The organism is Microbacterium sp. dk485, from assembly GCF_004570445.1.
Classification (GTDB): domain Bacteria; phylum Actinomycetota; class Actinomycetes; order Actinomycetales; family Microbacteriaceae; genus Microbacterium; species Microbacterium wangchenii.
Map to the genome: position 1 here is coordinate 808,817 of NZ_SPQW01000001.1, position 12,261 is coordinate 821,077.

A 12,261-nucleotide genomic window follows, 5' to 3' on the forward strand; every position below is an offset into this window, starting at 1 on the left:
ACCACGGCCCCTGGACCCGCGGTCACTAGACTCAGAGCTATGGCAGCCGTGAACAGCCTCCCGGCCACGTCGCCTGCCGACACCGCACCGGACGGCCCCGACGGCGGCGGCCTCGCCGACAACCGCACACGGTCGATCTGGCTGCTCCAGCTCGTGCTCGCCGCGAGCGTCGTGGTCACCGTGCTGGTCGTGCAGGCGCTGGAACCGGCGCTGTTCGGGGTGTGGACCTTCTCCACGGGTGTGGCGATCATCATCGCCCTCACCGCCGCCTGCCTGGCCGTCCCGTGGCGCCGCGTGCCGCGGGAGTACATCGCACTCGTGCCCTTCGGCGACCTCATCGGCGTGAGCTTCCTCGTCCTGCAGAGCGACCTGCAGTTCGGCTTCTTCTGGGTCTTCCCCATCACGTGGATCGCGACGTACTTCGCCCTGCCCGCCCTCTTGGGCGCCCTCGCGATGGTCGCCGGCGTCATCATCCTCGACGGCACCCTCACCGGACCCGGCACCCACGACGTCGTGCGCCTCATGGTGGTGCTCCTCGCCCTGACCTTCATCGGCTTGACCACGTATCTCGCCGCGCGGCAGAGCCGCGCGTTCCGCCAGCTCCTGCGGAGGCAGGCCGGCCGCCTCCAGGGCACGCTCGCCCGCGTGAGCGGGCAGGAGCGGCGCGTGTCGCAGATGCTCAACGGCCTGGACACCGGCATCGCGCGGCTCTCCCGCGCCGGCGAGGTGCTGGCCCTCAACGACACGTACGTGTCGCTGTACGCGATCGACCGGGACGACCCCAAGCGACCCGGCCGCTCCGTGGAGTACTCCGCGCTGCGCGGCGATCCCCTGCCCGAACTCGATCGCCCCTTCGCCCGCGCGGCTCGCGGCGAGCTGTTCGAGGACGAGCGGGTGTGGCTGTTCGACACGGACGGCGAATGGCATGCCCTGTCGGTCTCGACGCGCCGTCTGACGCCGGCGGGCGACGAGCCCGAGAGCACGCTCCTCATCGTCCACGACGTCACGGCCCTCATCGAGGCCGAGCGCGCCCGCGAACGCCTCGCCGCGGTGGTCTCCCACGAACTGCGCAACCCCCTCACCGCGATCATGGGACACGCCGAGCTCGCACTGGAGTCGGACCAGTTGCCGGCCAAGACGCGCGAGCAGCTGGAGGTCATCGACAGCGCCGCCGAGCGCATGCAGACCCTCATCTCCGAGATCCTCGCCGGGTCCCGCGCGGAGGCGCGTGATCACACGGACGCCTCCTCCATCGACATCCGCCGCATCCTGGATGCCTCGGTCGAATCGTTCCGCCCCGCCGCCGATGGCCGCCGCGTGCGCGTGAGCGTCGACGCACCGCCGTCGCTGGAGGTGCGCGGAGACGCGTTCCGTCTGCGTCAGGCCGTCGACAACGTGCTCAGCAACGCCATCAAGTACACGCCGGGGGGCGGATCGGTGCGCATCTCCGCGCGGGCTGAGGTCGGTCACGTCGTGGTCGTGGTCACCGACACCGGCATCGGCATCGCCGCCGACGAGCTCCCCCGCATCTTCGATCCCTACTTCCGTGCGCGCACCGCACGGGAGAGTTCGACACCCGGCACGGGGCTGGGCATGGGGATCCTCCGCACCATCATCGAGGAGCACCGCGGCACGCTGCACCTGGAGAGCGAACAGGGCACCGGCACGACCGTGACCATCACGCTGCCGGCGGGGCGCGGCGAATGACCGGCGATCTGAATTCGATCGCCACCGCCAACCTCGGGATCGCGCAAGCCACCGTCGCCACCCTGGGCACGGTGATGATCATCGGCCTGGGCTTCCTCCAGCGGCCTTCGCGCGCGTCGCTGCTGTGGTCGCTCGCCTTCGTCCTCGCCATGGTCAGCACGTGGGTGAGCCTGGCCGGCGAGGCGCTCGGAAACGAACCGGTACGGCGCATCGGCCTGGGCGTGCTGCTGGGTGCACCCGCCCTGATCTGGTCGGGCTTCCGGGCCCGCCGCCGCGTTCCCGCCCTCCCTTGGATCGCGGCGGCCATCTCGGTGCTGTCGGCCCTCGGCCTGTGGCTGGGCTCGCACACCGAGTTCTACAACCTCATCTTCCGCGTGGACTTCTTCCTCGCGTCGATCTTCGCCGGCCTGACGCTGCTGGAGATCCGCCGCTCTCCCGATCGGCACGAGCGGCTGGTGGTCCCCCTCGTGCTCGTGTCCGGGAGCTTCGTCCTGCTGGCCTTCTTCATCCTCATCGCCGGCCTGTTCCACCCGACGGGCTCGGTCGACGACCTCTCCTTCGTGCGCCTGCTCAACACCCTCGGGATGCTGATCTACCTCGTGTGCGCGACGGTCACGCTGCTGTTCTTCACCACCGTGTCACCGGTGGGCGTGCAGACCGCCGCCTCCTGGCCCCAGTTCACCGTCACCGCGGCCGACCGTCTGGCGCGCGCCCGCGAGGCCGGCGAGACGTCGTGGGCCATGCTCGTCGTGCGACTGGACGATCCCGACGACATCCGCGCCGCCGCGGGAGAAGCCCTGTTCGGGCAGATCATCGAGCGGTTCGAGCACACCGTTCGTGCGTCGTTCCCGGCGGAGGCGGACATGGGCCGGGAGGGACGCGAACGCGTCGCGGTGCTGGTGTCGCGCCCCGGGCCGGTCCTGCGCGATCACGTGAGCCGGATGCTGCGGGCGATCACCGAGCTGGATGCTGCGCAGCCGATGGCGGTGCAGCTGTCGGCGAGCGTGGGGTGGGCGTCGGCGGACGTCGTGGGATACGACTTCCAGACGCTGCTCGTCCATGCCCAGCAGGCCTCGGAGGAGGCATCCGAGGGCGGCGGCGACCGCTGGCAGCGCGTGGGCGCGTAGCCTCAGTCCTCCGAGGCCGGTGCGACCCCTCCGCCGGCGATGGCCACGCGCACCGCGTCGGTCGTGGTCTGCTTGGCGTACTCGGCCGAGGTGGGCGTGGTCTGCACGAGGAACTCGTACGTGAACTGCAGCGTCACGTGGGTGGCGGCGGCGGGCACCTCGCCGATGTTGAACGTCTGCGAGTAGCTGTACGGCGCGAGCACGGGGTACCCCGCCGTCTGGTTCGACTGGTCCAGCTGCGCCTCCAGCGGCGCGAAGGTCTCGGTCGGGTTCGCCGGCACCGCGATCATCGACACGCGCTGCAGGCCCACCTGCTGGCCGTCGTCGGGGGTGACCGTCGTCGTGAGCGACAGGCTGACGGGTTTCAGCGCGGTCGGGGTCCACTGGTCCATCGACAGCGTGGACCAGTAGTTCACGGCCGCCGCGACGGCGCCGGCCTGCAGCGCGCGCTCCGTCGATCCGCTGGAGAGGTCGTTCGGCACGGGCTGCGGTCCGACCGCGGCCGTGCGCGTCGGGCTCGGCGGCGCGGAGGTTCCGCCCGCCCCGCCCGCCCACGGGGCCGGGCCGCATGCCGTCAGCGACAGAACGCCGGTGAGAACGAACGCGGCGCCCACCGCTGCGCGGCGACGGGTTGATCGGACCATGGGGCACCCTTCGTCGTACGCCGTCAGTCTAGGGGGAGCCGCCGCGCCCTCCTGCGCGCGTCGACCAGCGCGCGGCGGCTCGCCTAGGGTGATCGAGTGACCGAATACCCCGTGAGCACCTCACGCCGGGTCGCGGGTCGCGTCGTCGCGGGGCTTCTGGCCGCCTTCGTCGCCGTCCTCCTCCTCGGCGGTCTGTGGATCGGCGTGCGCGGCGCGATGGCCTACGGCCACGTCGCCGACGCGCGCGCGGCGGCCGCCGATGCCCAGCAGGCGCTGTCCGATCCGGCGCAGGCGGCGGAGGTCATCGACCGGATCTCCGAGCACACCTCCGCGGCCAGGGCGCTCACGGGCGACCCCGTGTGGGCGCTCGCGGCGGGGCTCCCCTGGATCGGGCCGCAGCTGGATGCCGTCGCCACCCTCACCCGCACCGCCGACGAGGTCGCCACCACCGCCATCGCGCCGCTGGCCGAGGTCGCCACGTCCTTCTCCGTCGACTCGCTGCGCCCGCAGGAGGGCCGCTTCGACATCGCCGCCCTCGCCGACCTGCACGAGCCGGCCGTCGCGAGCGCCGAACGCCTGGCGGCCGCATCCGAGGAGGTCGCGCGGATCCAGCCCGAGAACCTGCTCGCGCCGCTGCGGGAACCGGTCGCCGAGGTGCAGACCCTCTTCGCCGACGTCGCGACCGGTGCCGACGCGCTGGGGCGCGCGACCGCGCTCATGCCGGCCATGCTGGGCGCGGAGGGCCCCCGCGATTACCTCGTGCTCTTCCAGAACAACGCCGAGTGGCGCTCGCTCGGCGGCATCGCCGGGGCGATGGCCGTCGTCCGCACCGAGGACGGCCGCATCTCGCTCAGCGCACAGGGGTCCACGCGCGACTTCCGGCGGTACGCCGAGCCTGTGCTGCCCCTGTCTCCCGAGCTCGAGGAGATCTACGCCCTGCGCCCCGCGCAGTACGTGCAGAACGTCACGCAGATCCCCGACTTCACCGTCGGCGCCCCTCTCGCCCGCGAGATGTGGCAGCGCGAGTTCGGCGGCCTGCTCAGCGGCGTCGTCGCGGTCGATCCGGTGACGCTGTCGTACCTGCTGGAGGCCACCGGACCGGTGACCCTCCCCACCGGCGACGTGCTTTCGGCTGAGAGCGCCGTGCCACTGCTGCTGAACGAGGTCTACCAGCGCTACGAGGTGCCCGCCGACCAGGACGCGTTCTTCGCCGCCGCCACGGCCGCGGTCTTCGGCACGCTCACCTCCGGCACGGCCGATCCGGTCAAGCTCGTCGACGCCCTCGCGCGCGCCGGCAGCGAGCAGCGCCTCTACCTGTGGAACGCCGACGAGGCCGACCAGGCGATCCTCGACGGCACGAGCCTGCAGGGCCGGCTGCCCGAGACGGATGCGGAGGCCACGCGATTCGGCGTGTACCTCAACGACGGCACCGGCTCGAAGATGGACTACTACATGAACGTCGCCGCATCCGTCGGCTGGTGCACCGACACGGAAGGCTCCCCCGACGCCCTGCTGTCGGTGCGGCTGCGCAGCGACGCCCCCGCCGACGCGGCCACCCTGCCCGAGTACATCACCGGCGGCGGCGCCCTCGGCACGCCCGCCGGCACGACCGAGACCGTCGCCTACCTCTACCTGCCGGAGGGGGCCGAGATCGTCGCCGCCCAGCCGGGGGGCACCGCGTCGCAGCCTTCCACCGGGTTCGGCGGCGGGATGCACGAGGGCCGGCGGGTGCTCACGTGGGCGACGAATCTGCTGCCGGGCGAGGAGGCGACGGTCACCCTGCGCGTGCGGACGCCCGCCACGCCGGTGCTCGAAGCCGTCGTGACGCCCACCATGCGCGACGTGGAATCCGCCGAACTTGCTCCGGGGTGCACGCCTACGGGACAATGAGGCACGCACTCGCGGCACCACCCCCTCCCCCGGAAGCGGCCCGATGAAGAAGTTCTTCCCCCGTCTCGTCGCCGTCGCGGCTCTGGCAGCCGGCGCCGTGTTCGCCGTCCCCGCCGCCGCGCTGGCCTACCCGGCCGAGGACGCCGCGAGCGTCTCCAGCGCCGTGGTGGAACCCGGTGGCAGCGCGACGCTCTCGGTGGCCGACGGGACCTTCGCGGCGAACGAGCCGGCCACCATCACGGTGACGGGCGAGAACGGCGCCGGAGCGACGTTCGGAATGGTCCGCGCCGCGGTGTCGACCGCGACGTACCGGGATGCCGTCACCAACGCGCAGGGCGGCCTGGATCCGGTGCGGATCACCTTCCCCGCCGACGCGCGCGGCGCCTACACGATCGCCGTCTTCACGGCCTCCTCACCGGGTGACACCGTCACGGTGACCGTCAACGGCCTCTCCGCCACCGGCGCGGACTTCGGCCCGTACCTGGGCATCTGGATCGGCGGCGGGGCGCTGGCGCTGGCCGGCGGAGCCGTGGCCGTGGCCACCGCCGTCGTGCGGCGCCGCCGCGACGCGGCGTAATCCACGCGCCCGCGCCGGCGGTCAGGCGACAGCAGCCGCCCGGCCGGCCGACACTTCCGCCGTCACGAGGATCGGCAGGTGGTCGCTGGAACCCTGCGGCAGCGTACGGATGTGCTCGATGTCGAACAGGTACGACGTGGCGAAGTCGTAGTGCCCTCGGAAGAAGCGGTAGCGCGTGTAGGTGCGGGCATCGCTCAGGGTCAGCTCGTACCCCTGGGCACGCACCTTCTGCCCCAGGTACTCCTTGAAGACGGGGTAGTTGTAGTCCCCGACCATGAGGGCGGGAAGGCCCTCCCCGAGGTTCTCCAGCTCGGCCAGGGCGGTGCGGATCTGGTGGCGGCGAAGCGAATTCAGCGCCGTCAGCGGGGCCGCGTGGAAGGAGGCGACGACGATGTCACGGCCGTGGTCGATGTCGTGCAGGCGCACGCCGAGGAGGCGCTCCTCTGCGGGCTTGAGCACGTAGTCGTGCAGCGACTTCTTCAGCGCCAGGGCGCGCACCTCCACGGGGCGGAAGGTGTTGGCCCGGTAGTAGACGGCGAGTCCCAGACGGTTGCGCTGCGTCGAATCCGCCAGGCGCAGCCCGCCGATCTCCTCGGGCATGTCGGTGGTGTCGCATTCCTGCAGGCACAGGACGTCGGCACTGTGCCCCTCGACCAGATCGACCAGTTCTCCGGCGGCTCGGTGTTTGCGCAGGTTGTACGAGATGACCCTCATGACGACTCCACCCTCGCATACGCGGCGCCGTCCCGGGTGCGGTTGACACCGATCCTTCAGCGTTCCCGGAGGACGCTCACTCCGCGTCGCGGCGGTTGCGGGTCTGCTCCGCCCGCGCGGCCAGCAGCTCGGCGGCGGGGTACCCCACCTCGACGAGGGTGAGCCCGCGGGCGGCCAGGACCTTCGTCTGCGCCGTGCGCTCCCCCGCATCCCGGATGGCGGCCACCTCGCCCACGGCGAGGCGCCCCTCGCCCACGGCGGCGCACGCGCCCACGAGGGCGCGCACCATGCTGTGGCAGAACGCGTCGGCCTTCACCTCCGCCACGAGCACGCCCGCGGCATCGCGCTCCCACCGGAAATCCAGCAGCGTGCGGATCGTCGTCGCCTTTTCGCGCGGCTTGCAGTAGGCGGCGAAGTCGTGCAGGCCGATGAGCGAGCGGGCCGCAGCATCCATCGCCGCCTCGTCCAGGACGCTGCGCACCGTGGTCGTGCGGTGACGTTCGAGCGGGTCGTAGTCGCTCGCGCCGTCGGCCAGGCGGTAGCGGTACCGCCGCCACACCGCCGAGAAGCGCGCGTCGAACCCCTCGGGGGCAGGCGTCGAGCGGCGCACCGTGACATCGGGATATGCGCCCAGGACGCCGCGGAGGCGACCGGCCAGCGCGGCCACCGGATCGCCGTCCCGCCGCCCGCGCGGCAGGCGCAGGCGCTGCTGCTCGTCGAGATCGATGTGGGCCACCTGTCCCGTCGCGTGCACTCCGGCATCCGTGCGACCGGCGACCACGAGGCGGGGCGCGGTGCCGAGGATGCGGGCCAGCGCGTCTTCGAGTGTGCCCTGCACGGTGCGCAGCCCCGGCTGGGCCGCCCAGCCCCGGAAGTGCATGCCGTCATAGGCGATGTCGAGACGGATGCGCACCCGTTCAGCCTAATCGGACGCCTCGGGCGCCTCGTCTAGACTGGCATGTCCCCCGGCCGCGACTGTGACCCGCACGCCTCTATGACCCCTCCTGCTCCGCCCCGCCCCGCGCGTTTCGCCGGGCTCGACGGGCTCCGCGCCGTCGCGGTCGCCCTCGTGATCGTCTACCACCTGTTCCCCGGATGGGTCTTCGCGGGTGGTTTCGTGGGCGTCGACGTGTTCTTCGTGATCAGTGGCTTCCTCATCACGACGCTGCTGCTGGGCGAGCGGGAGCGCACGGGGCGGATCGCCCTGGGCGCGTTCTGGACGCGGCGCGCCCGCAGGCTCCTGCCGGCGCTGGCGCTGGTCGTGACGGTGTGCGCGAGCGCCGCGTGGCTGGTCGGGGGCGACGTGCTCGCCCGCGTCGGCGCGCAGGTGCTGGGGGCGGCGACTTTCGGCTACAACTGGATCTCCCTCGCCGAGGGCTCGAGCTACTTCGCGTCCTCCGCTCCCGAGCTGCTGCGCAACCTGTGGTCGCTCGCGGTGGAGGAGCAGTTCTACGTCGTGTGGCCGCTGCTGCTGCCGCTCGTGCTGCTGCTGCCGTGGCGCTCGGCCAGGGTGGGGCTCGCGCTGGTGGCCGCCGCCGCGTCCGCGTGGTGGATGGCGCACCTCGTCACCGTGGACGGCGCCGTCACGCGAGCCTACTTCGGCACCGACTCGCACGCGTTCGGGATCCTCATCGGCGTCGCCCTCGCCTTCGCGATGCAGCGCGTCCTGCACGATCCACCCGCGTGGATGCAGCGGCAGCCGTGGCGGGTCGGAGCCGCCGCGGCCGGCAGCGGCGCCCTCGCGGGCATCGTATGGGTGGCCACTGTGCCGGCCACCGACTCGGCGGCCACCTTCCCCGGCGCGCTGGGAGCAGCATCCGTGCTGACCGCCGTCGCGATCGCCGCCGGGGTGTGGCCGGGCTCGAAGTTCGGACGCGGCATCGACGCGGCGCCCCTTCGCTGGATCGGCGACCGCTCCTACGGGCTGTACCTGTGGCACTGGCCCCTCGTGGTCCTCCTCGCCTCCGGGGCCGCGCCGGGGGCGGGCGTGCCGGTGGAGGCGGGCTTCGCGGCGCTGATCCTCACCGCTGCTCTCTCCGAGGCGTCGTACCGCCTCGTGGAGACGCCCGTGCGCCGGCTCGGGTTCCGCGGCGCGGTGCGCCGGCTCGGGACATCCCTCACCGGCGGGCCGGTGCGGCGCCTGGGCGCCCTGGCCGCCGTGACGTGCGCGGTGCTCGTGCTGGGCGGGACCACCGCCGCGATCGCCGGTGCGCCGGCCGCCACGACCGCGCAGAGCGCCGTGCAGGCCGGCATCGACGCGCTCCGCGCCCAGGAGGCCGCGCCTGCCGCGACACCCGAGCCGGAGCAGCCCCCGGCACCGGCCCCTTCCCCCACGCCCGTGCAGGGCGCGGAGATCACGGCGGTCGGCGACTCCGTGATGCTCGCCTCGGCTCCCGCCCTCATGGAGCGGTTCCCGGGCATCCACGTGGACGCGTCGGTGTCGCGGTCGATGTACGCCGCGCCGGGGATCCTCGAGCAGCTGGAGTCCACCGGCCAGCTGCGCCGCTACGTCGTCGTCGCGCTGGGGACGAACGGGCCGATCGAGCGATCCACGCTCCACCGCCTGCGCGAGATCCTGGGGCCCGAGCGGATCCTCATCCTCGTGACCGCACACGCTCCGCGCGACTGGGTGCCCGGCGTCAACGAGGAGCTCACGACGTTCGCCCGGGTCACCGGCGTCGGGCTGGCCGACTGGTCGGGCGCCGTCGCGCCGCATCCCGACCTGCTCGCCGGCGACGGCATCCACCCCGGCGATGCCGGCGGGCGGGTGTTCGCCGAGACGGTCGCGGGGGCGGTGGATGCGGCCGAGGCGCGCCGCGCCGCCTCTGCTCAGAAGTGACGCGTCAGCACGCGTGAGCGGTCGGTGGCGGCGAAGCCCAGCCGCTCGTACAGGCCGTGCGCGCCGGTGGGGCTCGCGGTGTCGACATCCAGCACGGCCTTGCGCAGCCCCGCATCGCGCGCGGCGGCGAGGGTGCGGGAGATCACGGTCGGGGCGTACCCGCGGGCGCGGCGGTCCCGGACCACGCCGATGAGGTCGATGTACGTGTTCGGCGCCCCCAGGGCCTCCCAATCCTCCTCGTTGACCGACGCGAGGCACAGCGCGACGACGCGGTCGCCCTCCAGGAGCAGCGTCGACAGGTCGGGGCGCAGATACGGGCCGTCCACGAACGCGCGCCACGGCGCCTCCACCGAGGGCAGGCTCCCCCAGTGGTCGCGGAAGGCGTCGTTGCGGGCGGCGAGCACGTCCATCGCCCGCTCCGGCGCGTAGGGGACCAGGCGCGTCCCCTCCGGCGCCGCGCGCTCGAGGACGGGCTCGGCCAGGTCGCGGACCATCGTTGTGAACCACCGCTCCGTGGACAGGCCGATCCGCTCGGCGATGGCCGCCGCATCCGTCGTGCGCTCCTCGGCGTACATCGCCACCTCCCCGGGGATGGGCACGTCGATGGAGGCGAGGTGCTGCAGCGCGCGGTCGTACGTCCACGCGAGGGCCGCCGTGCCGATGCCGCGGCGGCGGTGCGCCGGATGCACCGCCCCCTCCAGGATCACCTTGGCGGCGGTGTCGCGGGAGGGATGCAGGATCGCGCTGGAGGCCGCCAGCAGCTCACCGTCACCACCGAAGCCCAGGATGGTGTCGCGGGCGGGATCGATGTGCGGGAGTGCGAAGTGGTCGGCGATCTCCTCGCGCGGCACCGTGTAGGTGGGGTGATCCACGCGGCCCGCGGCGGCGAAGAGGGCGTGCACCGCGTCGATGTCGTCAGAGGTCGCCCCGCGCCACGCCGGCACCTGCGGATGCTGCGGGGCGGCGAGCTGCGCGGGCGCGGGCACGCGCGCGGACAGGGGTGTATCGATCACCGACCCACCCTACGACGAGACCCCCGTCCACAGGGACGGGGGTCTCGATCGAGTGCAGACGAGCGGTTACTTCGCGGCATCCTCGGCGGCGGCCTCAGCAGCCTCGCCCTCAGCGGGCGACTCGGCTCCCGCGTCGGCGGCTGCCTCGTCGGCGGCCGGCTCCTCCGCGGTGGGCTCCTCGGCGGCCGGCTCAGCGGCGGCGGCCGGAGCGGCAGCGGCGGGCGCGGACGACGTCTTGGTCGACTTCACCTTGGGGGTCACCGGCTCGAGGACGAGCTCGATGACGGCCATCGGAGCGTTGTCACCCTTGCGGTTGCCCACCTTGGTGATGCGGGTGTAGCCACCCGGGCGGTCGGCGACCAGCGGCGCGATCTCGGTGAAGAGGACGTGCACGACCTCCTTGTCGCCGATGACGCTCAGGACCCGGCGGCGCGCGTGCAGGTCGCCGCGCTTGGCGAAGGTGATGAGGCGCTCGGCGAGGGGACGCAGGCGCTTGGCCTTGGTCTCGGTCGTCTTGATCGAGCGGTGGGTGAACAGTGCCGCGGCGAGGTTGGCAAGCAGCAGACGCTCGTGGGCGGGGCCGCCGCCGAGGCGGGGACCCTTCGTGGGCTTGGGCATGTCTCAGTTACTCCTGGAAGGTCTCGTGTCGGGGGGCCGCAGGTCAGACGGTCTCGTCGTCGTAGCCGCCGTAGAACTGGGCGCCGTCGAATCCGGGCACCGAGTCCTTCAGCGACAGACCGAGCGAGGTGAGCTTGTCACGCACCTCGTCGACGGACTTCTGACCGAAGTTGCGGATGTTCATCAGCTGCGTCTCCGACAGGGCGACGAGCTCCGACACGGTGTTGATGCCCTCGCGCTTGAGGCAGTTGTACGAGCGGACGGACAGATCGAGGTCCTCGATCGGCATCGCGAGCTCGTTGGAGAGGACCGTCTCGACCGGCGGCGGGCCGATCTCGATGCCCTCGGCCTCGACGTTGAGCTCGCGCGCCAGACCGAACAGCTCGGTCAGGGTGCGACCGGCCGACGCGACGGCGTCACGCGGGGCCATCGAGGGCTTGCTCTCGACGTCCAGCACGAGCTTGTCGAAGTCGGTGCGCTCACCGGCACGCGTGGCGTCCACGCGGTAGCTGACCTTCAGCACGGGCGAGTAGATCGAGTCGATCGGGATCTGGCCCGCCTCGGCGTACTCGTTGCGGTTCTGCGTCGCCGAGACGTAGCCGCGGCCACGCTCGATCGTCAGCTCGAGCTCGAACTTGGCGGTGTCGTTGAGGGTCGCGATGACCAGCTCGGGGTTGTGCACCTCGACACCGGCCGGCGCGGAGATGTCGGCGGCGGTGACCTCACCGGCGCCGGTCTTGCGCAGGTACGCGGTGATGGGCTCGTCGCGCTCGCTGGAGACGACGAGCTGCTTGATGTTGAGGATGATCTCGGTGACATCCTCCTTCACGCCCGGGATGGTGCTGAACTCGTGCAGCACGCCGTCGATGCGGATGCTGGTGACGGCGGCGCCGGGGATCGACGACAGGAGGCTGCGACGCAGCGCGTTGCCGATCGTGTAACCGAAGCCGGGCTCGAGCGGCTCGATGACGAAGCGGCTGCGGAACTCCCCGATCTTCTCCTCGGTCAGAGTGGGACGCTGTGCGATGAGCACTATGGGTTCCTTTCGATCACGTGCCCGCTATATGACACGTGCGGTGGGTGAGGTGTTGAGTTGTACTCAGGGATGCTGCGGCCGCCGCGTTCAGCGGGG

Annotated in this window: 11 protein-coding genes; 5 read left to right on the top strand and 6 right to left on the bottom strand. The window is 72.3% G+C overall.

The window, feature by feature from the left end:
- Positions 1-39 precede the first annotated feature (39 nt).
- On the top strand, positions 40-1,707 hold the full coding sequence (locus E4V99_RS03705; RefSeq protein WP_135063377.1) for a PAS domain-containing sensor histidine kinase: 1,668 nt from the start codon (positions 40-42) through the stop codon (positions 1,705-1,707).
- On the top strand, positions 1,704-2,834 hold the full coding sequence (locus tag E4V99_RS03710; RefSeq protein WP_135063375.1) for a diguanylate cyclase: 1,131 nt from the start codon (positions 1,704-1,706) through the stop codon (positions 2,832-2,834). Before E4V99_RS03705 ends, E4V99_RS03710 begins: the two co-directional genes overlap by 4 nt.
- A 2-nt stretch (positions 2,835-2,836) precedes the next feature.
- Here the strand turns inward: E4V99_RS03710 and E4V99_RS03715 are convergent, their stop codons facing one another.
- On the bottom strand, positions 2,837-3,478 hold the full coding sequence (locus E4V99_RS03715) for a hypothetical protein (RefSeq protein ID WP_245233112.1): 642 nt from the start codon (positions 3,476-3,478) through the stop codon (positions 2,837-2,839).
- A gap of 96 nt (positions 3,479-3,574) precedes the next feature.
- Between E4V99_RS03715 and E4V99_RS03720 the strand changes: the two genes are divergently transcribed.
- Together E4V99_RS03720 and E4V99_RS03725 are read left to right on the top strand one after the other, a co-directional pair.
- Positions 3,575-5,368 carry a DUF4012 domain-containing protein gene (locus tag E4V99_RS03720; protein ID WP_240742794.1) on the top strand — a complete coding sequence of 598 codons (1,794 nt, stop codon included), beginning with the start codon at positions 3,575-3,577 and terminating at the stop codon, positions 5,366-5,368.
- 43 nt (positions 5,369-5,411) lie between these two features.
- Positions 5,412-5,945, top strand: a complete 534-nt coding sequence (locus E4V99_RS03725) for a cell wall protein (RefSeq protein WP_135063373.1) — start codon at positions 5,412-5,414, stop codon at positions 5,943-5,945.
- Positions 5,946-5,966: 21 nt separating this feature from the next.
- Here E4V99_RS03725 and E4V99_RS03730 read toward each other — a convergent pair whose 3' ends face one another.
- Both E4V99_RS03730 and truA read right to left on the bottom strand, forming a co-directional pair.
- Positions 5,967-6,659, bottom strand: coding sequence for an endonuclease/exonuclease/phosphatase family protein (locus E4V99_RS03730; protein ID WP_135063371.1), 693 nt, complete (start codon positions 6,657-6,659; stop codon positions 5,967-5,969).
- Between the two features lie 76 nt (positions 6,660-6,735).
- Positions 6,736-7,572, bottom strand: coding sequence for a tRNA pseudouridine(38-40) synthase TruA (gene truA / locus E4V99_RS03735; protein ID WP_135063369.1), 837 nt, complete (start codon positions 7,570-7,572; stop codon positions 6,736-6,738).
- 45 nt (positions 7,573-7,617) lie between these two features.
- Between truA and E4V99_RS03740 the strand changes: the two genes are divergently transcribed.
- Positions 7,618-9,498 carry an acyltransferase family protein gene (locus E4V99_RS03740; protein ID WP_245233113.1) on the top strand — a complete coding sequence of 627 codons (1,881 nt, stop codon included), beginning with the start codon at positions 7,618-7,620 and terminating at the stop codon, positions 9,496-9,498.
- Here E4V99_RS03740 and E4V99_RS03745 read toward each other — a convergent pair.
- From E4V99_RS03745 to E4V99_RS03755, 3 genes are all read right to left on the bottom strand, one after another.
- Positions 9,489-10,511, bottom strand: a complete 1,023-nt coding sequence (locus E4V99_RS03745; RefSeq protein ID WP_135063365.1) for a GNAT family N-acetyltransferase — start codon at positions 10,509-10,511, stop codon at positions 9,489-9,491. The genes E4V99_RS03740 and E4V99_RS03745 overlap by 10 nt on opposite strands.
- Before the next feature lie 66 nt (positions 10,512-10,577).
- Positions 10,578-11,129, bottom strand: a complete 552-nt coding sequence (gene rplQ / locus E4V99_RS03750) for a 50S ribosomal protein L17 (RefSeq protein WP_135063363.1) — start codon at positions 11,127-11,129, stop codon at positions 10,578-10,580.
- A gap of 43 nt (positions 11,130-11,172) precedes the next feature.
- Complete coding sequence (locus E4V99_RS03755) at positions 11,173-12,162, bottom strand: DNA-directed RNA polymerase subunit alpha (RefSeq protein ID WP_135063361.1); 990 nt, start codon at positions 12,160-12,162, stop codon at positions 11,173-11,175.
- Positions 12,163-12,261 lie beyond the last annotated feature (99 nt).

What these genes read in the sequence shown, in the direction of transcription:
- E4V99_RS03705 (WP_135063377.1), top strand. Translation starts at nt 40, where the DNA reads ATGGCAGCCGTGAACAGCCTCCCGGCCACGTCGCCTGCCGACACCGCA.
- E4V99_RS03710 (WP_135063375.1), top strand. Translation starts at nt 1,704, where the DNA reads ATGACCGGCGATCTGAATTCGATCGCCACCGCCAACCTCGGGATCGCG.
- E4V99_RS03715 (WP_245233112.1), bottom strand. Translation starts at nt 3,478, where the DNA reads ATGGTCCGATCAACCCGTCGCCGCGCAGCGGTGGGCGCCGCGTTCGTT.
- E4V99_RS03725 (WP_135063373.1), top strand. Translation starts at nt 5,412, where the DNA reads ATGAAGAAGTTCTTCCCCCGTCTCGTCGCCGTCGCGGCTCTGGCAGCC.
- E4V99_RS03730 (WP_135063371.1), bottom strand. Translation starts at nt 6,659, where the DNA reads ATGAGGGTCATCTCGTACAACCTGCGCAAACACCGAGCCGCCGGAGAA.
- E4V99_RS03740 (WP_245233113.1), top strand. Translation starts at nt 7,618, where the DNA reads ATGTCCCCCGGCCGCGACTGTGACCCGCACGCCTCTATGACCCCTCCT.
- rplQ (WP_135063363.1), bottom strand. Translation starts at nt 11,129, where the DNA reads ATGCCCAAGCCCACGAAGGGTCCCCGCCTCGGCGGCGGCCCCGCCCAC.